This is a genomic window from Vibrio sp. A37 (assembly GCF_059777565.1).
In genome coordinates, this window is sequence record NZ_JBLNLI010000008.1 from 208,993 (window position 1) to 231,561 (window position 22,569).

The 22,569-nt window shown below is 41.6% G+C and carries 21 protein-coding genes, 1 tRNA gene, 1 rRNA gene and 1 other RNA gene; 13 read left to right on the forward strand and 11 right to left on the reverse strand.

What is annotated here, in order from left to right; all coding sequences use genetic code 11:
* Positions 1-197: 197 nt before the first annotated feature.
* From ygfZ to ACM2FC_RS15430, 3 genes are all read left to right on the forward strand, one after another.
* A complete protein-coding gene (gene ygfZ, locus ACM2FC_RS15420) occupies positions 198-1,166 on the forward strand; it encodes a tRNA-modifying protein YgfZ (protein ID WP_498481851.1) in 969 nt (322 codons plus the stop codon).
* Positions 1,159-1,632: an aminoacyl-tRNA deacylase gene (locus ACM2FC_RS15425; RefSeq protein ID WP_498481852.1), complete on the forward strand. Its 474-nt coding sequence runs from the start codon at positions 1,159-1,161 to the stop codon at positions 1,630-1,632. Before ygfZ ends, ACM2FC_RS15425 begins: the two co-directional genes overlap by 8 nt.
* 435 nt (positions 1,633-2,067) lie before the next feature.
* A complete protein-coding gene (locus ACM2FC_RS15430) occupies positions 2,068-2,274 on the forward strand; it encodes a DUF1107 domain-containing protein (protein ID WP_498481853.1) in 207 nt (68 codons plus the stop codon).
* An 82-nt stretch (positions 2,275-2,356) separates the two neighbouring features.
* Here ACM2FC_RS15430 and ACM2FC_RS15435 read toward each other — a convergent pair whose 3' ends face one another.
* The 3 genes from ACM2FC_RS15435 to ACM2FC_RS15445 are packed head-to-tail and all read right to left on the reverse strand — an operon-like array spanning position 2,357 to position 5,393.
* Complete coding sequence (locus tag ACM2FC_RS15435; protein WP_498481854.1) at positions 2,357-3,583, reverse strand: FAD-dependent 2-octaprenylphenol hydroxylase; 1,227 nt, start codon at positions 3,581-3,583, stop codon at positions 2,357-2,359.
* 19 nt (positions 3,584-3,602) lie between these two features.
* Positions 3,603-4,781: a 2-octaprenyl-6-methoxyphenyl hydroxylase gene (gene ubiH / locus ACM2FC_RS15440; RefSeq protein ID WP_498481855.1), complete on the reverse strand. Its 1,179-nt coding sequence runs from the start codon at positions 4,779-4,781 to the stop codon at positions 3,603-3,605.
* A gap of 24 nt (positions 4,782-4,805) precedes the next feature.
* Positions 4,806-5,393: a YecA/YgfB family protein gene (locus ACM2FC_RS15445; RefSeq protein ID WP_498481856.1), complete on the reverse strand. Its 588-nt coding sequence runs from the start codon at positions 5,391-5,393 to the stop codon at positions 4,806-4,808.
* A 275-nt stretch (positions 5,394-5,668) separates the two neighbouring features.
* On the opposite strand from ACM2FC_RS15445, the gene ACM2FC_RS15450 reads away from it, so the two are divergent.
* The 5 genes from ACM2FC_RS15450 to serA all read left to right on the forward strand — a co-directional run bounded on the left by ACM2FC_RS15450 (position 5,669) and on the right by serA (position 9,063).
* Positions 5,669-5,974 carry a cell division protein ZapA gene (locus ACM2FC_RS15450; protein WP_498481857.1) on the forward strand — a complete coding sequence of 102 codons (306 nt, stop codon included), beginning with the start codon at positions 5,669-5,671 and terminating at the stop codon, positions 5,972-5,974.
* A 21-nt stretch (positions 5,975-5,995) separates the two neighbouring features.
* Positions 5,996-6,179, forward strand: a non-coding RNA gene (gene ssrS / locus ACM2FC_RS15455) — 6S RNA.
* A 40-nt stretch (positions 6,180-6,219) separates the two neighbouring features.
* The gene (locus ACM2FC_RS15460; protein WP_498481858.1) at positions 6,220-6,810 is read left to right on the forward strand and encodes a 5-formyltetrahydrofolate cyclo-ligase; all 591 of its coding nucleotides are present in this window, start codon (positions 6,220-6,222) and stop codon (positions 6,808-6,810) included.
* A 124-nt stretch (positions 6,811-6,934) separates the two neighbouring features.
* Complete coding sequence (gene rpiA, locus ACM2FC_RS15465; RefSeq protein ID WP_498481859.1) at positions 6,935-7,591, forward strand: ribose-5-phosphate isomerase RpiA; 657 nt, start codon at positions 6,935-6,937, stop codon at positions 7,589-7,591.
* Between the two features lie 242 nt (positions 7,592-7,833).
* Entirely contained in the window at positions 7,834-9,063 is a 1,230-nt protein-coding gene (gene serA / locus ACM2FC_RS15470; RefSeq protein WP_498481860.1) for a phosphoglycerate dehydrogenase, read from the forward strand.
* 72 nt (positions 9,064-9,135) lie between these two features.
* On the opposite strand, the gene ilvN is transcribed toward serA, so the two are convergent.
* The 6 genes from ilvN to ACM2FC_RS15500 all read right to left on the reverse strand — a co-directional run bounded on the left by ilvN (position 9,136) and on the right by ACM2FC_RS15500 (position 15,873).
* Complete coding sequence (gene ilvN / locus ACM2FC_RS15475) at positions 9,136-9,630, reverse strand: acetolactate synthase small subunit (RefSeq protein WP_498481861.1); 495 nt, start codon at positions 9,628-9,630, stop codon at positions 9,136-9,138.
* A 1-nt stretch (position 9,631) separates the two neighbouring features.
* Positions 9,632-11,353, reverse strand: coding sequence for an acetolactate synthase 3 large subunit (locus ACM2FC_RS15480; RefSeq protein ID WP_498481862.1), 1,722 nt, complete (start codon positions 11,351-11,353; stop codon positions 9,632-9,634).
* Between the two features lie 393 nt (positions 11,354-11,746).
* A complete protein-coding gene (leuO, locus tag ACM2FC_RS15485) occupies positions 11,747-12,706 on the reverse strand; it encodes a transcriptional regulator LeuO (RefSeq protein WP_498481863.1) in 960 nt (319 codons plus the stop codon).
* An 801-nt stretch (positions 12,707-13,507) separates the two neighbouring features.
* Positions 13,508-14,557 carry an MJ1255/VC2487 family glycosyltransferase gene (locus ACM2FC_RS15490; RefSeq protein WP_498481864.1) on the reverse strand — a complete coding sequence of 350 codons (1,050 nt, stop codon included), beginning with the start codon at positions 14,555-14,557 and terminating at the stop codon, positions 13,508-13,510.
* 6 nt (positions 14,558-14,563) lie between these two features.
* On the reverse strand, positions 14,564-15,088 hold the full coding sequence (locus ACM2FC_RS15495) for a phosphatase PAP2 family protein (protein ID WP_498481865.1): 525 nt from the start codon (positions 15,086-15,088) through the stop codon (positions 14,564-14,566).
* 140 nt (positions 15,089-15,228) lie between these two features.
* Positions 15,229-15,873 carry a TetR/AcrR family transcriptional regulator gene (locus ACM2FC_RS15500; protein ID WP_498481866.1) on the reverse strand — a complete coding sequence of 215 codons (645 nt, stop codon included), beginning with the start codon at positions 15,871-15,873 and terminating at the stop codon, positions 15,229-15,231.
* Between the two features lie 398 nt (positions 15,874-16,271).
* On the opposite strand from ACM2FC_RS15500, the gene leuA reads away from it, so the two are divergent.
* The 5 genes from leuA to ACM2FC_RS15525 all read left to right on the forward strand — a co-directional run bounded on the left by leuA (position 16,272) and on the right by ACM2FC_RS15525 (position 21,948).
* On the forward strand, positions 16,272-17,819 hold the full coding sequence (leuA, locus tag ACM2FC_RS15505) for a 2-isopropylmalate synthase (RefSeq protein WP_498481867.1): 1,548 nt from the start codon (positions 16,272-16,274) through the stop codon (positions 17,817-17,819).
* A gap of 51 nt (positions 17,820-17,870) precedes the next feature.
* Positions 17,871-18,962, forward strand: coding sequence for a 3-isopropylmalate dehydrogenase (leuB, locus tag ACM2FC_RS15510; protein WP_498481868.1), 1,092 nt, complete (start codon positions 17,871-17,873; stop codon positions 18,960-18,962).
* A 70-nt stretch (positions 18,963-19,032) separates the two neighbouring features.
* Complete coding sequence (gene leuC / locus ACM2FC_RS15515; protein ID WP_498481869.1) at positions 19,033-20,433, forward strand: 3-isopropylmalate dehydratase large subunit; 1,401 nt, start codon at positions 19,033-19,035, stop codon at positions 20,431-20,433.
* Positions 20,434-20,445: 12 nt separating this feature from the next.
* Complete coding sequence (gene leuD / locus ACM2FC_RS15520) at positions 20,446-21,048, forward strand: 3-isopropylmalate dehydratase small subunit (protein WP_498481870.1); 603 nt, start codon at positions 20,446-20,448, stop codon at positions 21,046-21,048.
* 117 nt (positions 21,049-21,165) lie between these two features.
* The gene (locus ACM2FC_RS15525; protein WP_498481871.1) at positions 21,166-21,948 is read left to right on the forward strand and encodes a DUF547 domain-containing protein; all 783 of its coding nucleotides are present in this window, start codon (positions 21,166-21,168) and stop codon (positions 21,946-21,948) included.
* A gap of 165 nt (positions 21,949-22,113) precedes the next feature.
* Here the strand turns inward: ACM2FC_RS15525 and rrf are convergent.
* Both rrf and ACM2FC_RS15535 read right to left on the reverse strand, forming a co-directional pair.
* A 5S ribosomal RNA gene (rrf, locus tag ACM2FC_RS15530) occupies positions 22,114-22,229 on the reverse strand.
* A gap of 15 nt (positions 22,230-22,244) precedes the next feature.
* Positions 22,245-22,320, reverse strand: a tRNA-Thr gene (locus tag ACM2FC_RS15535).
* Between the last annotated feature and the right edge of the window lie 249 nt (positions 22,321-22,569).

The window sequence follows — 22,569 nt, forward strand, 5'->3', positions numbered from 1 at the left end:
CACAAGACTTATCCTGATATTTGGCAAAGTGTAACAAGCAGCTTGCTTTCCAACTAGTGTTGAAATCACACTCCGTGACCAAGCCAATAATTTGCTATGCTGATGTCGCTAAAATTCCCTCTAAAGCCACTTGCAGTTTTTGGTCTATTGGCCTTACCATGAGAGGCAAATAATAGCTACTACCAAAGGTACAAAAAATGAGCTGGCAAAGTGAGTTTTCATCGCTAGAAATCACCGAAAATGACACTCTCCCTGAGCTGATGATCTCACACTTAACATCTTGGGGAATCATTACCGTTAACGGAAATGACAAGAAATCCTATCTACAGGGGCAATTAACCTGTGATGTTGTGACGTTACCAGAAGATCAAAGTACCCTTGGAGCCCACTGCGACGCTAAAGGCAAAGTTTGGTCGATATTTCGATTGTTTGCCCACCAAGATGGCTATGCGATGGTTCAGCCTGTTTCTGCTATTGAGAAAGAGCTCACTGAAATTAAGAAATACGCCGTTTTCTCACAAGTAGACATAGCGCAATCTAGCGATATATTACTTGGCGTCATGGGGAAAAACGCCGACAGTTATATTGACTCAATTAGCGATACAACAGGGGATGTGAGAAAGTTAGCCAATGGCACCGCGGTAAAATACAGCGAACAACGCTGGCTGTTACTGATAGAGTCAGAGAATGCTGAAGCTTTGATTGCTGATATCAATGCGGAAAAAGTAAACGAAGACTTGTGGCGTCTGTATGAAATAAAACACGGTATGCCTATTGTCACCAAAAACGCACAAAATGAGTACATCCCACAAGCGTTTAACCTTCAAGCACTCAACGGTGTGAGCTTTACTAAAGGCTGTTACACAGGACAAGAAATGGTCGCCAGAGCCAAGTATCGTGGCATCAACAAACGTGCGATGTTCATTGTAAAAGGAAAACTCAGCGAACCACTGACTGAGCCTCAAATTGAAATGGAACGCTCTGTTGGAGAAAATTGGCGTAAAGCTGGCTCGCTAATGGCCTATTATCAGTACTCCGACAACCAAGTTATTGGACTTATCGTATTGCCTAACAATTTAGACTCTGAGACTGAATTAAGAATGACCTCCCAACCAAATTCTATCTGGTCGATTCAAACCCTTCCTTACTCAATTAGTGATGAGTAACCTTTCTACGCCAATCACTCAATACCTCTACGATAGAGGTATTGAGTTCAAAGTGCTATCGCAATCAAAACCAACTACGTCCATTGAAGAAACAGCTGCACAACGTGGTATCAATGCCAGTAGAATGGTCAAGTCGATATTGCTAAGAGATATGGACAACAACTACCTTCTAGCTTGCGTACCCGGAAATCAGTCGATTTCTCCAATTAAAGTGCGAGCTCACCTTTCATGTAGAAGAGTGACATGTGTACCAAGAGACCAAGTATTCACTATCACTGGATTCGAAGTAGGTACAATTACCCCTTTATTACTTCCCAGCAACATTACAATTCTGTTCGACAAAGCATTATCTAACGTAGACAAAGTTACTATAAGCAGTGGTGACAAAATGTTTGGTTTAGAGCTAAGTTGCCAATCTTTACTCTCCCTTTGCTCCCCGATTTGGGCTGATATAATTCGCGACTAAATAAAAGATAGCACATCGTAAACCCAATATTTTACATACATAAAATCAATAATAGATTACGTAAAAACATCAAGATAAATATATTGAACTTCCGTTGTACCTAGCAGTCAATTACATTGAGAAATGTAGCAATATAGGCACCAAATCAGCTTAAAATTTAACCATAATTGGTATCAGTCATAAAAAATAGTCTATTATTTATACTGCCATGACAGTTAAACATGGGAAGTTAGCTTTAATAGCAAACTATGACCACCATCAACATAAGAGGTAAGATTTTATTCAAGTTGCAAATGTATTTGCTGAATTCTCCTAAATTGACAGGATTAATATCTAACAAGGTCAGTAACTACTACGTTTTTCCCCAGTGCTATCACAAAAATAAAATGGGGTGTTGGTATAATCAGCGGTGCTAGAGATTAGGAAGGATATCGTATGAGACTGTTTAAGCGCTATATTCCAAGTATGATTGCTAAACATATAAGTCGGCTATTTAAAGGAAGAATTTATATTTATGGTATTGGTGGATTCGAGTTTGATAACGGAAAATTAATATTACCCGCCAAAGCAGAGCCGAGACATTTTCAAGCAGTAAAAGAAGTGAACCAAGAAATAATGAAGCTTCGCTGCGCTTATGTATAAATTTACCTTTAAGTGAGACTGGCTGCTTCCCAGCCTCACTTCTAAATCGATTTAGAGCACTCAGTTTTGTACATAGCATCGACTATTGTTTAGCTAAATCAGGCAAATTTCCTTTTACGCCAAGTGCATGCTTCATCACTTCATCTCTCGCACCAGGTAAATGAGACATCGCAGTTAAACCTATACCACGTACAAGCTTTTTAATCGGATTCTCACCTGCAAATAAATCTTTGAATGCCTGCATCGTCGCTGCCATTTTTGCAGCTTCCGCCTTCCTCCACCGCTCATAAACGCGTAAGTTTTTCTTCATGCCTATATCTTGGCCTTGCTCCCAAACAGAAAGAACTTGCTGCGCTAAACACGCAGCATCTAAGAAACCCAAATTCACCCCCTGTCCCGCTAACGGGTGTATTGTATGTGCAGCGTCTCCTACCAACGCAACCCTATCAGATACAAAATCTCTGGCGTAACGCATTTTTAATGGAAAAGCATTGCGCTCTCCTATCACTTTGCAAAGCCCTAATCGACTATCAAACTCAGACGTCAAAACTCGATTAAACGCTTCATCTGGCATATCAACTAGTGAGTTTGCTCGCAAAGACTCAGTAGACCAAACAATTGAACATAAGCTTCCCGATCCCGAAGTGCTCGAAGACTGCATAGGCAAGAAAGCAAGTGGACCATCTGGAGTAAATATCTGCCTTGCAACACCTTTGTGTGGTTCAGCGGTTTCGATATTCGCGACAACAGCACTATGGCCATAGTCCCAATGGGTTAGAGGGATATTAAAGTGTTCTCTCACCCAAGAGTTCGCGCCATCAGCTCCGACAACAAGCTTGGCTGTAAGCATTTGTCCGTTCTCAAGTGACAGCCAAGCTTCACTCTCTCCTACATTGAGAGATTGAATTGTTGTCGGCATAAACAAGGAGACGTTTGCACATTGGCGTACCTTATTTAGCAACGCAAGTTGAATAACCCGGTTTTCAACGATATGCCCCAAGTCCGACTGGGCAATATCTTGAGCAGCAAAACTAATTTTACCAAAGCTGTCTTTCTCCCACACTTCCATTGCTTGGTATGGTGATAGACGCTTTTGCTCTATAAACCTCCAAGCACCAACCTTGCGTAAGATATTTTCACTGGCACGATTCAGAGCCGAAACTCGAACATCAGGTAAGTCAGAGAAGTCTTCGTTAGGAATCTTGCTTTCGACAACGGCAATTCGCAGCTCAGAATCTTCAAGTGCTGCTGCCAAAGCCAAACCAACCATACCGCCGCCTACTATGGCAATATCAACATTTTGTATCATGCATCGAACCTTATAATTATCAGCGGTTAATTAAACCCAATGTTTGTCTCAATAGAGGGGCTTTCAAGGGAGAAAAAGTATCCATAGCAAATAAACCCAGATTCCTAGCTAATTTTAAAGTAGGTAAGTCATTTGAGAATAGATGCACCAAACAAGAAGTTAATTGAATGGTGTTTTGACGATCTTCTTGTCTACGCGAACGAAAGCGAGAGAGCAACGCATATTGGCCAGGATCTTTCGTATCCTTTGTGATTTCATCGACCAAGCCTGCTACATCACGTATACCCAAATTAAACCCTTGTCCAGCTATAGGATGAAGCGTTTGTGCAGCATTACCCACAATAGCAAAACGATGAGACACATTTTGCATTCGAGATCGTAATGTCAACGGATAGCTGACTCGTTTTCCGACTTGAGTTAGTACTCCCAGTCGCCAGCCGAAAACAGATTGTAGTTGCGAAAGAAACTCTTTGTCGTTCAACAGCAAGACCTTTTGTGCTTGCTCGGGTGACATACACCAAACGAGAGACATTCGATTCTCGCTTAAAGGTAGCAACGCAACTGGCCCTTGATCGGTAAATCGTTCAAATGCTCGGTTACCATGCTTTTCATTCGTCGCAATATTAGCGATAACAGCAGTTTGCTCAAAATCGTGTTCAGTATAGGGAATATCGAGAAGATCACAGCAAGTCGAGCCTGCACCATCTGCTGCAACAAGCAATTTTGATTGAATTTGACGGCCACTCGTTAAAGTTACCGTGACAGACTGAGAAGTTCTATCTATCGCTTCCACACTTTCAGGACAAAGATAATCGATATTATCTATAGCGTTTGCTCGCTTATTAAACTCCCAGCCCACATGCTCTAGCTCAACAACGTAACCTAGAGCATCTAGGTTTAATTCATTGGCCCGAAAGTCGGTCATACCTAGATGATTTTTATCAGAGACATGAATGTGATCAATAGCAGTTGCGATGGGCTCCAATGCTTGCCACAAACCGTATTTTTCTAAGACCTTAGCCGTACCAAAAGAAAGAGCGATACAGCGAGAATCAAAACCAGGATGCTCGGACTGTTCTAACTGATAAGCCTCGACAACAGCAACTCTTAGCTTTTTTTGGCTTGCTTTACTCAACGCAAGAGCTAACGTCATACCAGCCATTGCTCCACCAACAATGACAACATCATATTTAGTCATTTGAACAACTTCTCAAGTATTTCTCTAATGGATTGTTGGCTTTTGATTTTGGTTTGAGCTAAGAGATGGCTTTACCCCCAACTCTGCATGAATGGTCAAAACGCAGATTTTAGCGTGATCCATAACTTGCTCTAATAGTTGAGCTTGCTCTTCGAGGTCATCTTCTTCATCAATACCTAAGCGGGCAATTTCTTCTAAATCTGTTAATGCCTCTTTGACTTCTTTCGATGCTTTTCTCAACTTAGCATCGGCTAGACCTAGCCCTGATATAAAATGATTCACCCAATCAGAAAAGCTATCAGCTACATCAAACAGACTATTTTGATCAAGTTCAGGAGGAAGAAGTAAAGACAGTTCGAACCCCTTTCCCGTCAGTTCTTTCTTTGTGAAATCATATAAAGATTGCGCTTTTTCCAAAGCATTCAAAGGCCAACCCATCCCATCATTGGTATAATCAAATAGCAGTGACTTCCAAGTTTCTTCATCTGGATTCAAACCTCCACTGAGCATTCCAACCAATAAGCCGTGCAATTCTGCTGGCGTGACTGAAAGTGAGCAGGAATTTAATGCCTCAGAGAAAGTGACATAATCTGGAAGTGTCTTGTTAGTCATATGGGAGCCTAAATCAAAAAAGTTTCGTGAAGCGACCGACCTTTAAAGTCGACAGCTCCTAATAATAGCATTACCAGGACATCGCTGAAATATTCACGTCACGAAATATGAATAGCTTGTATCCAATTTGCCCATTTCCTGTGTAATTGACCTATCATTTAAGAACCAACGAGTAGAAAAGCTTGAATCTTATAGAGCGTTTAAATTATAGTTTCTACCTCGGTGGTCACGTATGATAATCACCATAAAAACAGCGCGTATAGAGTTCATGGATAATGAGTAATCAAGCGGTAGAAGTTGAAATTTTAGGAAAGTTAACTCGAGTAAATTGTCCCGAAGGACAAGAAGAATCACTTATTGAGGCAGCGCAAGACCTCGATGACCGTTTGAGAGAAATGACCTCAAAAACGAAAGTAACTAATGAAGTTCAGCTTTTAACGATCGCAGCGCTTAACTGTTGCTACGAATTAAAGCAATCAAGCAAGGTATCTAAAACCCAGCAAATAGAACTTTGCGAAAAAGTTGAACAACTTTCTGATTCACTAGAACAAGCTTTAAGTAAAGTAAGATCAGCAAGTTAACTTTACTTTGAAGCGCCAATATTTACCCTGAGGTGTTTGTCTGTGGGATTAAGTCCCTGAGCCGATAAGCAATACTTAAGGATTAGTACTTGCTAGCTATTGAGCAAGCTCGACTTGAATCGAGAAGCCTACGGTTAACATTGCCAATCCGCCTTGAACCAGCTGGTTCAAGGGTCAATATCCTCAACGGCACCCCGGGGTATCTTCTCTCTCCTAACTAGTCGTCGATAAAATTGGGCCAAATTATGACCAATTGCCGCAACTCCCTAAGAAAGACAATTCGCGAAAAACGTAAACAATTAAGCAAAGCTGAACAACAACAAGCCGCGCAAGCCTTAGTAGATACATTCACTCTACTACCCGAATTAAAAACCTCTCAACATATAGCTCTCTATCTAGCTAATGACGGAGAACTTTCCACACAATCACTCATTGAAGCGATGTGGGATGAAGGTAAGCAAATTTACCTTCCGATCCTTCACCCTTTCTCTAAGGGAAATTTATTATTTTTAGGATACGAGAAAACCACACCTCTAATAACAAATCGATACGGAATACTCGAGCCAAAACTGAATCAATTAAACATTATTCCTGTGAATAAGCTCGATATGATATGTACCCCTCTTGTCGCATTTGACGCATACGGGAACCGGCTTGGAATGGGGGGCGGGTACTACGATCGCACATTAGAAAGCTGGCAACTCCACTCCCAAGGGGCTTTTCCAATTGGCATCGCTCACGATTGCCAGCAAGTGGAATCCATACCGACGGAATCTTGGGATATTCCCCTCCCCAAGCTCGTCACTCCAAGCAAAATTTGGAATTGGGATAAATAAGCCAAACAATTCTACGATTGTCTTACTTTGTTTCGACTCTCCTCGTCTATACTCGCAAATTCTGCTTAATTGGGTATATAATCGCGCCAATTCACTTTAATACCAATTATTTTAGGAGATGAGCATGACTCAAGATGAGATGAAAAAAGCGGCAGGCTGGGCTGCGCTAAAATACGTCGAAAAAGGCAGCATAGTTGGTGTCGGTACTGGTTCAACCGTCAATCATTTCATCGATGCTCTTGATACTATAAAAGAAGATATCAAAGGTGCCGTTTCGAGCTCAGTAGCTTCTACAGAACGATTGAAAAAATTAGGCATAGAAGTATTCGATTGCAATGATGTTACTTCGTTAGACGTCTATGTTGATGGTGCGGATGAAATCAATCCAGCACGAGAAATGATCAAAGGCGGTGGTGCCGCATTGACGCGAGAAAAAATTGTATCTGCCATCTCTGATAAGTTCATCTGCATTATCGATGACACAAAAGCTGTAGACATTTTGGGTACTTTTCCACTGCCAGTCGAAGTCATTCCAATGGCACGCTCTCAAGTAGGTCGCGAAATAGTAAAGCTAGGTGGAGATCCTGTCTATCGCGAAGGTGTAGTGACAGACAACGGCAACATTATTATTGATGTACACGGTCTAAGCATTGCCAATCCAAAAGAACTAGAAGACAAGTTCAACTCAATCCCAGGCGTAGTGACGGTCGGCCTTTTTGCTCACCGTGGTGCTGATGTTGTTATCACTGGCACTCCGGAAGGTGCCAAAATCGAAGAATAATCCATTTGTATCACCAAGTAGTAATCAAACTACATAAAGCGCCTTATGGCGCTTTATTATCTTTTATTCTTAAATATTTTCTTTTTTCCTGTAATTTTCTTACCCAAATGTATTAAATTTTGATACTTTAATGAACACAACACACCAAGGAAAACGTTTGCGTCGGGGTAAGATCGCCAAAATCCACGTAAAACTCGCATTCCGAACACAACATACCTTATTTGCATAATAGGACGAGAACAATGGCTAAAGTGTCACTGGAAAAAGAAAAAATAAAAATCCTCCTACTTGAAGGGCCACACTCCTCTTCTGTTGAAATCTTGAAGGCCGAAGGCTACACCAATATCGAATATCACAAAGGTTCTCTGTCTGAAGCTGAACTACTTGATTCTATTAAAGATGCACATTTTGTTGGTATTCGCTCTAGAACTAACTTATCTAAAGAAGTCATTGATGCCGCGAAAAAACTGGTCGCGATTGGTTGTTTTTGTATTGGCACCAATCAGGTTGACCTAAAAGCCGCAGCAGCACGTGGTATTCCTGTCTTCAATGCACCGTTTTCAAACACTCGCAGTGTCGCAGAGCTCGTCCTTGGTCAGCTTTTACTGCTACTTCGTGGGATACCAGAAAAAAATGCTTTAGCACATCGTGGGATCTGGCAAAAAAGTGCAGACAGCTCATACGAAGCTCGTGGTAAAAAACTTGGCATTATCGGTTACGGACACATTGGTACTCAATTAGGTATTATCGCTGAAAACCTAGGTATGCGAGTCTACTTCTACGATATTGAGAACAAACTTTCTCTTGGAAACGCGACACAAGTTAGCTCAATGGCTGAGCTTTTAAACCAGTGTGACGTTATCTCTTTGCATGTTCCCGAGACAGCAGAAACAAAAAATATGATGGGAGAAGAGCAGTTTGCTCTGATGAAACCAGGTGCAATTTTCATCAATGCGGCTCGTGGAACAGTAGTCGATATTCAAGCGTTAGCATCGGCAATAGAATCGAAACAAATTGCTGGTGCCGCGATCGACGTATTTCCAGTCGAACCTAAAACCAATGCAGATCCGTTTGAGTCACCACTAATGCAGTATGACAATGTTATCCTTACCCCACACGTTGGAGGTTCCACACAGGAAGCTCAGGAAAACATTGGAATTGAAGTGGCAGGCAAGTTAGCGAAGTACTCTGATAATGGCTCTACACTATCGAGTGTAAACTTCCCAGAAGTATCGCTACCTATTCATAGAGACTGCTCAAGATTACTGCACATCCACCGTAATCAGCCAGGTATTTTGACGCAAATAAACACCATTTTTGCAGATGAAAGCATCAACATTGCAGGGCAATATCTACAAACTTCAGCTGATATTGGCTACGTTGTCATTGATGTTGAATCAGCTCGCTCAAATGAAGCTCTAGAAAAGCTGAAAAAAATTGACGGAACCATCAGAGCGCGTATCTTGCACTAGTTGCTTCACAAGCTTTCAAACATTAAGGCCACAGAAACTTCTGTGGCCTTAATATTTCTGTATGTTAACGGCTTATGCTTTTAGAGCTCTCTCGCCACGCGCGATGCCGACGACTCCACTTCTAGCCACCTCAATCACTTCAGTTGCTTCAGATAGTGCTCTAATAAATGCATCCAACTTTTCACTGGTCCCAGCCATTTGAACTGTATACTGAGTCGCGGTCACATCAACGATCTGCCCACGAAAGATATCTGCGGTACGCTTGACCTCATCTCGTGATAGGCCGCTGGCTTTTACTTTAACCATCAGCAATTCACGTTCGATATGATCTAACTCAGTCACTTCTTGTACCTTCAGCACATCGATCAACTTGTGTAACTGCTTCTGAATTTGCTCTAGCTGCATTTCAGTCGATTTGGTGGTGATATTAAGCCTAGAAAGCGTCTCGTCATCGGTTGGCGATACGGTCAATGACTCTATGTTGTAGCCGCGCTGTGAAAACAGTCCGACAACACGTGACAAAGAGCCTGGTTGGTTTTCCATTAGTACTGAAATTATATGTCTCATATCAGGTTCTCTCTGTCTTACTTAACCACATTTTGTCCATTCCCTCGCCTTTGATCTGCATTGGGTAGACATGTTCGGTTTCATCAACGCTGATATCAACAAAGACTAATCTATCTTTCATGCTTAAGGCTTTTTCTAAACCAGACTCCAATTCATCCGGAGAGGAGATACGCATTCCTACGTGGCCATAGGCTTCTGCTATAGCTGCAAAATCCGGTACTGAGTCCATATAAGAGTTAGAATGGCGCCCTTGATAAATAATGTCTTGCCATTGTTTTACCATGCCAAGAAAACGATTGTTCAAGTTTATGATCTTAACTGGAATATTGTACTGAAGAGCAGTTGAAAGCTCTTGAATATTCATTTGAATACTGCCATCTCCAGTGACAACAATCACTTCTTCATCTGGGTTAGCAAACTTCACCCCCATTCCAGCTGGCAGACCAAACCCCATGGTTCCAAGGCCTCCGGAGTTAATCCACCGACGAGGTTTATTAAATGGGTAGTAAAGTGCAGCAAACATTTGGTGTTGGCCCACATCTGAAGCTACGTAAGCATCACCATTAGTCAACCGATGTAGGCACTCAATGACCTGCTGAGGCTTTATTCTTTCGGAAGAAGTTTCATACGCTAAACAGTTGCGGCTACGCCATTCATCAATATCTTGCCACCAGCTATTAAGCGCTTGTTCACTGTTGCTTCCCCCATGCTCAACAAGTAAATTGAGCATGCTTGAAAGTACTTTCTCTGCCGAACCTACAATGGGTAAGTCGACTTTGACGTTTTTTGATATCGATGATGGATCAATATCGATATGCATTACTTTGGCGTTGGGACAATACTTTTCTAAGTTGTTCGTCGTTCGATCATCAAATCGCACGCCAACACCAAATATTAAGTCAGCATTGTGCATCGCCATATTCGCTTCATAGGTGCCATGCATGCCCAGCATACCTAATGAATTTCTGTGGGTACCAGGAAACGCTCCCAACCCCATTAACGTGCTAACTACTGGCAGATTTAGCGCATCTGCAAGTTTTGTGATGTATTCAGAGGATTCAGAGATAACCGCACCACCACCAACATACAAAACAGGCTTTTCAGCCTCGAACAGGGCTTTCAGTGCTTTTTTGATTTGCCCTTTATGTCCTATGGTCGTTGGGTTGTAAGAACGCATTTTAATTGTTTCTGGATATTGATATGGAAACTTCACCAATGGATTCATCACATCCTTTGGCAAATCAATAACAACAGGGCCTGGTCTTCCTGTCGAGGCAATATAGAACGCCTTCTTGACGGTTTCAGGAATATCTTCAGCCTTTTTAACAAGAAAACTGTGTTTGACAATCGGTCTAGAAACACCAACGATGTCACACTCTTGGAAGGCGTCGTTCCCGATAAGGTTATTTGGTACATTGCCAGAAATGACAATCATCGGAATGGAATCCATATAAGCGGTAGCAATACCAGTAACTGTATTCGTGGCCCCAGGGCCAGAACACACTAGCACAACTCCCGGCTTTCCTGTCGCTCGGGCATAACCATCAGCCATATGGGTCGCAGCTTGCTCATGACGAACAAGTACGTGTTTGATTTTCTCAGTTTTTGCATGCAGAGCGTCATAAATATCCAAAACAGAGCCGCCTGGATAACCAAATATTTGCTCTACACCTTCTTCAATCAGAGATTGCACAACCATCTCTGCGCCGGATAGCGTTTCCATATTTTCTCCTTAACCAGCAATAAGTTTATCGGATAAATAAGTTATTCTGGCGTACATAGTCGTAGGTCTTATTCGTAGCCTATTATCGAAACCATAGTAACGACAATGAGTCTTCGGCTATGTACTTACCTCCTAGATATCGAGGTAAGCTAACGGAGTAACTTTAACGCTTAATTTGATTTAGGTCTAATTGCATATCCCTCACAAAAGGATAAAAAACCCAAAATTTCTAATTACATAGAATTAGAAACTAGAAAAAGCAATCAAGAATAGTTAAATAAACAATGAAACGGAAGAAATAAGGTTATATATTTTACAAACATAAAGAAGAAAAGCTCTGAAAACGTTGTTTTCAGAGCTCATTCAGTAAATCAGGACTGCTATTACTTCAAATTAGTTAAGCGCAACCACTTCACCACAAATAATCATTAGCTGATCACGCAGCCAAATGTGGCCTTTGTCTTTTTCGCTAGATTCATGCCAGCTTAGGTAACCACTGATACAAGAATTTTCAAATGGGAAATCTAAAATTTGTAGTTGATCCTTGTTCGCAGCATTTTCGACCATCCAACGTGGTGCAATAGTGACAAGCTCTGATTGTCCAACAACATACAGTACATTACTTAAACTTGTACCTTCATAATATGCCTGAACATCAATTTCACTGTAAGCTTGCTCTGAGAAGCTTCGCTGTCCGTGAACTTTAGAAAGTTTGGCATGCTTTTCTGCCGCCAGCTCTTCTGCAGTAACTGAGCCCTGAATGCGTGAGTGTCCTTTAGAGACAACAACGACTAGCTCGTCTTGGAAAATTTCAGTACTTGAGAAGCCTTGCTCGTCAAAACGTGCATAGTCGATAACGAAATCAATTTCTTGATAGCGCATTCTTTCTGCTAACAAGCGATCAAACTCAGCATCCAAATGAAGCTGAACATTCGGAGCTTGCTCATGGACTGTTGACATGATTTTTGGAGCGAAGCGCATATCGCAAGGGCTGCAAATAGCGAGTTTAAATAAACGAGTTGATGTTTCTGGAGAGAAGATAGAACTAGGTAGCTCGTTTCTAATCAATTGTAAGGCTTGACGAATTGGACCAAATAGCTGTCTCGCACGTTGAGTCGGTTGAATACCACGACCTTGACGCATAAACAGCTCGTCATTAAACATCACTTTCAGTCGAGCAACTGCATTACTCACCGCAGGTTGAGACATACCGAGATTGTGAGCTGCTCGGGTAATGTTTTGTTCTTGCATAACTGCATCAAATACAGTTAATAGGTTTAAGTCTACTCCACGTAATGTGCTTTCCATTCGATAACTAGCAATAGCACTCATTGCATCTTTTTTGTCCAACATTGGTTACGCCTCTTCATGGTAATCAATAACAATATTTAACAATTCATTTTCGCTATAAATAGCGTGTTTGGTTAGGAATAGATAACCTGCATTTTTTATATTTATCACCCAGATACTTCTGAGATATTCATTACTATCAACTAATCAATTGCAGCTTGGCAACAAGATTGATAATTAATCAGTATTTTTTACTTACTATTCACCATTCTATTTATCTTTCATATAGTTAGTCAATTTATAAAAATATATAAATACATCATTTATAAAAATCACATATATATTTAGGTAAAAGCATGCGCAAAAGATAATCAATGAGCAAGTAGAATAAAAACACTTAATTTATGTGTAAAGGTGAATATTTCAGAATAGGATAAAAATGAGCACAAGATATCTAAATTGGTAATAAAGCAAAGAAACGAATTTAGACTTTAGTCTTATTGCTTGTCTAACTCGTATCTGTTGGCGTTGAAGTTGAACATTGTTTGAGAGCCAGCTTTTTTGAATTGTAGTACCACCTCCACATTTACTTTGAGAAGTAATAAACCTACGTAAAACCGCTGTAAAGAGTCTAGAGAGTGTTGTTCTTTTACGATGGCTTCAGAACATACAACTGGCCTTTCAAACGACCAAGCAGGTTAACTCTGATTAGACAGAAAGGATACCGTAATCAGTACTGAATATTTGTACTGCACTAAAAAATAACAGAGTTCTGATTCGTATAAAAACTATTGAGCATTTAAGGCAGGATAGCCCTGTAGAAGTCCTTTTAATGGTATATATAAGACTCTAGGAAAGGAATATTCAATCAATATAGGAAACGTAACTTGGAAAATCGACCTGTTCCCACAAGCTGCGGCTGAGCTTTTCTGTACTACCCCAATCACTTGCTATAACCCAATCAACCAGTGGTGATGCTACATCAGGATAATGGATACTTTCAGCGCCACCTTCATCTAGCCAATGCCTGACTTTAGATGCGTCAAGGCACTCCATAGAGCTCGCTAAACCGAGAGTTTCTAAAGTATCCGCATTACTCACTTGCTCAAATTGACCCGATAAAGGTTTGAGTAGCAGTTTTTTTCCACGAATGAGTGCTTCAGAAGGCAATTCAAATCCACCATTGGCGATAACTCCTAAGCAGGAATCCAAGTGTTTCTGAAAACCCACATAGTTCAATGGCCTAAGCTCTATATTGTCGACCGATTGAGGTATGGTGATCTCCGGGTGATAGCACACGAATGTACGGGTAACAAAACGGTGACATAGCTCCATCACATCTTCCAAGCTCTCGAATGGTAAATAGATGAGTACATAATCATCGTCCTTATTGAAGCCACGTTGGTCATCGATAATTGGGGGCAAAAGTGGCTGATCAAAGTGATACCAATGTAAGCCAATATGATGATTCGAAGGCGCAAAATATTGAAGAATTTGCTTGTCAAACCACCCGGCCCCTCTGGTAGGCACCGCATAACGAAAAGCATTTTGATGGCAAATACTGATACAAGGAACATTGTTACGTTTCGCAGCCCAAGCTGAGACTGGTTCAAAGTCGTTAAGTACGATATCGTAGCAACTTAAATCAAGTCGTTTTACTTCTTTTCTAAACTGGAAAGCACTGTTGTTTAGTGCCGAGCGTACATAGTCGACCCTGCCTTTTTCTGTCGCAAAAGTTAGGCCTCGACAAGTTTGATAGTCACCAAAGTCATCCATAGAAAAGTACTTTTCTCTAGGGCGACCAGAGAACAACATATCGACGACTACACCTTTCTTTTTTAACGCACGGCACATAACTCTTGCTCTAGCAATATGTCCGTTGCCAGTTCCCTGTACTCCATACAATACTCTCATTCACTTTCAACCCAGTAATGCTATCGACACTGAAGCACACAAAACGCCTAGAGCCGCTCCTAACAAAATATCTGAGAAAAAATGAACTCCAAGCAATATCCTAGATACTCCTATACTAACAGCCCAAACTAATGCGAAAACAAATATAGAAGGATAAAAGTGACCAATGAGAGTCGCCATCAAAAAGCCAGCCGCAGTGTGACCAGAAGGCAAGCTATACTGATCTGCCGGAGTAATAAATGAAGGAAGCAATGAGGAAAACTGTCCAGGCCTACGGCGTTTAAATAACTTCTTTATCGCAGTGTAGGCTGGGAGTTCAAAAGCGAACGCTAGTAGCCCCGCAGCAAAAAAGCTCGCCCCATGAGACTTGTCCACTAGACTGGCAAGTAAAGCCATCACTAAATATAGGTGGCCGTCCCCAGTATGGGAAATTGCTTTACATACACTGGCGACCTGATGGTTAAACCGGTGACGTAAACAAAATGATGAAAATGCGAAGTCAAACTTTACTATAGGATCTAACGTACGCATAGTTGCCTCCCCAATATATAGCTTGCTGTACGATAGCAACATAGTTATGTCAGGTGGCATTACTGTGAAGCTTTGTTGACAAAAAAATGAAAGCTTCAGACAAACTACTTCAGTAGGCGTGAAAAATATGTCTTCGAGATCTACGCTTCTTCTACTGCCAAAAAACCATGCTTCATAATCTCGATATTGTGCTCAAAGAGCTCAATTAGAAACTCTTCTGTAAATTCGATGTTATGAATTGAATAAATTGCAGGAGGAGTAATAAATGGAAACACCATCAAGCTGATATAGGATAAACGGCAAAGTACGGGATTCATGCCTTTTTTAATGACCCCGGAGTCAACTAATTTATCAAAAATCACTTCACGCATTGGCTCACTTAGCTCAGTGAAGACACTCTTCATAATTTGATACTGAACATCCGATGGAGGCAGTAACATTGTTTGTACCATCAAGCGAGGGAAAAGTGGTACTTTGATCATCTCTTTGTAGTAAGTGCGAAGCATCCCCAAAAGAGATGAATGATTGCTCTGCTCAACCATTTCTTGCATTTTTACTTTCAATGGGTCTAGGGTTTCACGCACCATAGTCTCAAATAGACCTTCTTTATTACCAAAGTAATAGCGAATCATAGAGCTGTTAACGCCCGCTTTTTTCGCAATAAGACGAGTAGAGACTTTCCCATAACTCAACACAGTAAATAACTCTCTAGAACTTTGAATCAGTTTTTCCCGAGCATTGAGTTCTATATTAGGTCTACCAGCTTTACGTTTTTCCAGTTGCATAATTACTACAAATACTTTCAATCGATTGATTAATTGTATTTTCTCCTTATTGAATAAGGTATCGATATAATTACTCATATTCCCCAAAAGTGATTGATTTTACGATTTGGCGTTTTGTTTAAGCAAAACATCAGAACCAAATTATATGCTGATTAGACTTGACGCCTTCACGTTAGTCATGTACTAATTTGTACAGCACAAAATTAAAGGAAAGAATTCCGTGAACCGTTATACTTCTCGACTACTGAGCCTCCTCCTTATCGTGACAAGATCGCGCGGGTAGGCAGTGGACGAAAGATAACCACACAAGATTTACGAAAGCCCGCATTAAAATGCGGGCTTTTTTTATAATACTTATCAGGCCACTATAGATGGCCTCTGGAAAAAGGAAGCAACAAATGAGTGATCAGGTAATTATCTTTGATACAACGCTAAGAGACGGCGAACAGGCGTTATCAGCAAGCTTAACCGTTAAAGAAAAGCTACAAATTGCCTACGCTCTGGAACGACTAGGTGTCGATATCATCGAGGCAGGCTTCCCCGTTTCTTCACCCGGTGACTTTGAATCTGTACAAACCATCGCAAAGCATATTAAAAATAGTCGGATATGTGGCTTATCTCGCGCAGTGGAAAAAGACATTGACGCAGCTGCAGAAGCATTAAAAGTCGCAGAACAGTTCCGTATTCACACTTTTATTTCAACCTCCACAATACACGTTCAAGATAAACTTCGCAGAGATTACAACGATGTTGTAGAAATGGCAGTTCATGCTGTAAAACATGCAAGGAAGTATACTGACGATGTTGAGTTTTCTTGTGAAGATGCAGGTCGCACACCAATAGATAACCTATGCCGAATGGTTGAAGCAGCCATAGATGCTGGGGCAAATACTATCAATATTCCCGACACTGTAGGGTACACCGTACCAAACGAGTTTGGTGGAATCATCCAAACCCTGTTCAATCGCGTACCGAATATTGATAAAGCAATCATCTCCGTTCACTGCCATGATGATCTTGGGATGTCAGTCGCGAACTCAATTGCCGCTGTACAAGCGGGGGCTCGCCAAATTGAAGGCACAATAAATGGAATTGGTGAACGCGCTGGCAACTGCTCTTTAGAAGAAATCGCAATGATCATAAAAACGAGGCAGGATCTATTAGGTGTAGAAACCAAAATCAAACATGACGAAATTCACCGTACAAGTAAATTAGTTAGTCAACTATGCAACATGCCAGTACAGGATAATAAAGCGATTGTCGGCGCAAATGCTTTCAGCCACTCGTCAGGTATCCACCAAGATGGCATGTTGAAAAACAAAAATACTTACGAAATTATGACGCCAGAGTCTATTGGCCTTAAAAATAAAGTGCTAAATCTAACTAGTCGCTCAGGTCGCGCCGCTGTAAAAAGCCATATGGATGCAATGGGTTACAAAGAAGATCAATATAACTTGGATACTCTGTATGAAGACTTCCTAAAACTAGCAGATAGAAAAGGGCAAGTTTTCGATTACGACTTAGAAGCGCTTATGCATTTCGCAAATCTTCGTGAAGAAGATGACTTTTACAAAATGAGCTATCTAAGCGTTCAATCTGGTAGTGTTATGGCGACAACCAGCATTAAGCTGCAGTGTGGCAAAGAAGAAAAATGCGAAGCTGCTGTCGGTAATGGCCCTGTCGATGCTTTGTACCAATGCATTTATCGTATCACTGGATATGACATTGTATTGGATAAATTCGATCTCACTGCTAAAGGTGAAGGTGAAGATGGCTTGGGTCAAGCAGACATTATTGCCAATTACAAAGGTAGAAAATATCACGGTACTGGTGTCTCAACCGATATTGTTGAAGCTTCAGGACAAGCACTATTACATGTTATCAACAGCATTCACCGTGCTGATCGTGTAGAAGAAATAAAATCAGGCAAAATAGAAACCGTATAATTTTGCCTTCAAATGAATATGACTATAAAGATATAAATACCAAGGAAAACAATGACTACTAAAACACACAAGATCGCAGTCCTACCAGGTGATGGTATTGGCCCAGAAGTAATGCAACAAGCATTGAAAGTACTAAAAGCCATCGAAGATAAACATGGCATGGCTTTTAGCTACGAGCATCACGATGTAGGTGGTATTGCAATTGATAATCACGGTACTCCTCTTCCAGAGTCAACATTAATTGCCTGCGAAGAGTCTGACGCTATTTTATTTGGTTCGGTTGGTGGCCCGAAATGGCAAGATCTTCCACCAGATAGTCAGCCAGAACGTGGCGCTCTACTACCGCTACGTAAACACTTCCAACTGTTTTGTAATCTAAGGCCTGCCCAAATCCACACTGGTCTAGAAGCCTTTTCTCCACTTCGTGCAGATATCTCTGATCGTGGCTTTGATATTGTGGTCGTTCGTGAATTGACAGGTGGTATTTATTTCGGCCAACCTAAAGGTCGTGAAGGTGAAGGCGAAAATGAAAAAGCCTTCGATACTGAAATCTATCACCGCTTCGAAATCGAGAGAATTGCTAGAATCGCCTTCGATTCAGCCCGCCTAAGACGCAAGAATGTTTGCTCTATTGATAAAGCCAACGTATTGAGAAGTTCAATCCTATGGCGTGAAGTCGTAGAAGAAGTGGCAAAAGACTATCCAGATGTCGAACTGTCACACATGTATATCGACAATGCGACCATGCAGCTAATTAAAGATCCATCTCAGTTTGACGTCATGCTTTGCTCAAATATCTTCGGTGACATCATCTCCGACGAATGTGCAATGATCACTGGCTCTATGGGCATGCTACCTTCAGCTAGCTTGAACGAAAGCAAGTTTGGTCTATACGAGCCAGCTGGTGGTTCTGCTCCTGATATTGCCGGTAAAAACATCGCTAACCCAGTGGCACAAATCCTATCTGCTGCTCTGATGCTTCGATATAGTTTAGGCGAAGAAGCGGCTGCACAAGATATTGAATCAGCAGTATCTAAAGCGTTATCTGCAGGAGAACTTACTGCTGACTTAGCTGGTGATAAGCCTGCATTATCGACTTCAGAAATGGGCGACAAAATCGCTCAGTATATTACTCAATCATAACAATATTTATAATCAACGTACCTCAACTCCTATACCAACAATTGAGTGTTGAGGGCTACAGGAAGCTAAGATGGGCAAAACATTATACGAGAAAGTCTACGACGCACACGTCGCCGTAGCAGCAGAAGGCGAAACACCAATTTTATATATCGATCGCCATCTAGTTCATGAAGTAACTTCTCCTCAAGCCTTTGACGGCCTGAGAGAAAAAGGTCGTAAAGTTCGCCAAGTAAGCAAAACCTTTGCAACGATGGACCACAATGTTTCAACCACAACCAAAGACATCAACGCTTGTGGTGATATGGCCCGTATCCAAATGGAGACACTAGCTAAAAACTGCGAAGAGTTTGGCGTTACCCTTTATGACATCAATCATAAGTATCAAGGTATTGTTCACGTCATGGGACCAGAGTTAGGTATCACTCTTCCCGGTATGACAATCGTATGTGGCGATTCTCACACGGCAACACACGGCGCATTTGGCTCTTTGGCATTCGGTATCGGCACCTCTGAAGTAGAACATGTTTTAGCAACACAAACATTGAAACAAGCTCGCGCTAAAACAATGAAAATTGAAGTCAAAGGCAAAGTTAAGCCAGGTATCACCGCAAAAGATATCGTACTAGCGATTATCGGTGAAACGACAGCGGCAGGCGGTACAGGCTATGTTGTAGAGTTCTGTGGTGAAGCGATTACTGACCTATCAATGGAAGGCCGTATGACAGTTTGTAATATGGCTATTGAATTGGGAGCGAAAGCGGGTTTAATTGCACCAGACGAAACCACATTCGAATACATTAAAGGGCGCAAATTCTCTCCAGCTGAAAGTGACTGGAATGCTGCTATCGAGTATTGGAAAACACTAAAAACAGACGAAGACGCAACCTTTGATGCAACAGTCACTATAAACGCTGCTGATATAAAACCACAGGTCACTTGGGGGACTAACCCTGGCCAAGTTATTTCTGTTGATACTCCAATTCCAGCACCAGAGAGTTTTAACGACCCAGTCGAAAAAGCATCTGCTGAGAAAGCATTAGCTTACATGGGTCTAGAAGCTGGCAAGTCATTGTCTGATTACCCAGTAGATAAAGTCTTTGTTGGCTCTTGCACTAACTCTCGAATCGAAGATATTCGCGCTGCTGCTGCCGTTGCGAAAGGCAAGAAAGTAGCAGAGCATGTACAAGCAATGATTGTCCCTGGCTCAGAGCAAGTGAAAGCTCAAGCAGAGTCTGAAGGGCTGGATAAAATCTTCCTTGAAGCAGGTTTTGAATGGCGTTTGCCTGGCTGCTCTATGTGCTTAGCCATGAACAATGACCGCTTAGGTCCAAAAGAGCGCTGCGCTTCGACCTCAAACCGCAACTTTGAAGGCCGTCAAGGTCGTGACGGTAGGACTCACCTTGTTAGTCCAGCCATGGCAGCAGCGGCTGCAATTGCAGGGCATTTTGTTGATATCAGAGAGTTGGACTAAGGAGCCATTATCATGACTGGATTTAAAAAACATACTGGTATTGCTGTTCCTCTAGATGCAGCAAATGTGGATACCGACGCTATTATTCCAAAGCAATTTCTGCAAAAAGTGTCTCGCATTGGCTTTGGTAAACACCTATTCCATGACTGGCGTTTCCTAGACGATGCAGGTGAACAGCCAAACCCTGAATTTGTTATGAATGCGCCTCGCTATAAAGATGCGTCTATTCTAATCGCTAGAGAAAACTTTGGTTGCGGCTCTTCACGTGAACATGCTCCGTGGGCACTAGCAGACTATGGCATCCGCGCAATGATAGCTCCAAGCTTCGCTGATATATTCTATGGCAACTCGATCAATAACCAACTTGTCCCTGTTCGATTAACAGAACAAGAGGTAGACGAAATCTTCTCGTACATCGAATCTATAGAAGGGGCAGAAATAACTGTCAGCCTTGAGGAAATGGTCGTTACTGCTAATGGTAAATCATACAGCTTTGAAATTGACGAGTTCCGCCGTCACTGTCTACTGAACGGTTTAGACAATATTGGCTTAACTCTTCAACACGCTGACAAAATCGATGACTACGAGCAGAAAATCCCGAACTTCTTGAAGTAGAAAACTATCACTTCTTATGAACAATTAAGCTGGCACCTCTTCGCCAGCTTTTTTGTGAAAGTAAGTCGCTAAAAGCTCGGTCTATAAAAGTTAATGTTACTTTTTCGAGCAAATTAAATGAGATACTTAATTTATTTTTTGATAGCTTTCACTTCTTTTCCCCTGTTAGCCGCACCCAAATCTGAGCTTTGGCCTTATTGGAATAGCAGCAATGAACAGAACACCTCGACTATTTCCTACCAAGACTGGCAAACTTTACTAGACAAGTACCTTGTTGCTAAAGGCGAAAATAATCTATTTAAGTACAATCAAGTCTCTAGAGAAGACAAAGATAAGCTAAAACAGTTTTTATCAAACATGTCACAAATAGACCCGTTGAAGTACTCAAAAGCAGAACAATATGCCTATTGGGTTAACTTGTATAACGCTATCACCGTGAACCTAATATTGGAGAACTACCCTTTAAAGTCGATTACAAAATTGGGTGGATTTTTTAGCTTTGGTCCATGGGATGAAAAAGTCATCACCATCAATGGAAAAGAGCTGACACTCAACGATATTGAGCACCGAATTTTGCGCCCAATTTGGAAAGATCCTCGTACTCATTATGCCGTAAATTGCGCCAGCTTAGGCTGCCCAAACTTACAGAATACAGCTTTCACTGCCCAAAACACGGAGCAGTTACTAAATCAAGCAGCAATAACATTCATAAACAGCCCCAAAGGTGTCGATCAAGAAGGTAGCAAGATTGTTTTATCTTCTATTTACAAGTGGTTTGCGAGTGACTTTGGTGGAAAGGAAGGAGTTAAGAAACACTTGCTACAATACAAACCAGACATCCAATTTTCAGGTAAGGATATTGAATACGACTATAACTGGAAATTAAATGAGTTAAAGTAGTCAAACGAAAAAGCCGAGCCCCAAGATCAGCGCTAAACATATAAACCTAGCGATGTCCTACTTTCACATGGGCGGTGCGGCGATCCGCAAGACACACACTACTTTTCCAATACTACTAAGTAGATACGAAAAAGCCCCGACCAAAGGTCAGGGCTACAAATATGAACCTGGCGATGTCCTACTCTCACATGGGGAAGCCCCACACTACCATCGGCGCAACTGCGTTTCACTTCTGAGTTCGGCATGGAGTCAGGTGGGTCCACAGCGCTATTGTCGCCAAGCAAAATTCTGTTAACTGGTGCTGATACCCAGACTCGAACTGGGGACCTCATCCTTACCAAGGATGCGCTCTACCACCTGAGCTATATCAGCACTGATAATCCTAGGGATTAAAAAAGCCCGTTAAGACGGGCTCTCAAATTGTTCTAATTAAAGTCTTATATATTATTGCTTTAATTAGGAATTTGTTTCTGTGGGTTAGAAGATTTTAAAGCGAGAAGCGCAGTGTACGTTAGTACATGAGCATCGCAGCTATCAAAAGATTCAAGCGACAGGAACAAACTACAATTAAAGCCCGGCGATGACCTACTCTCACATGGGGAAGCCCCACACTACCATCGG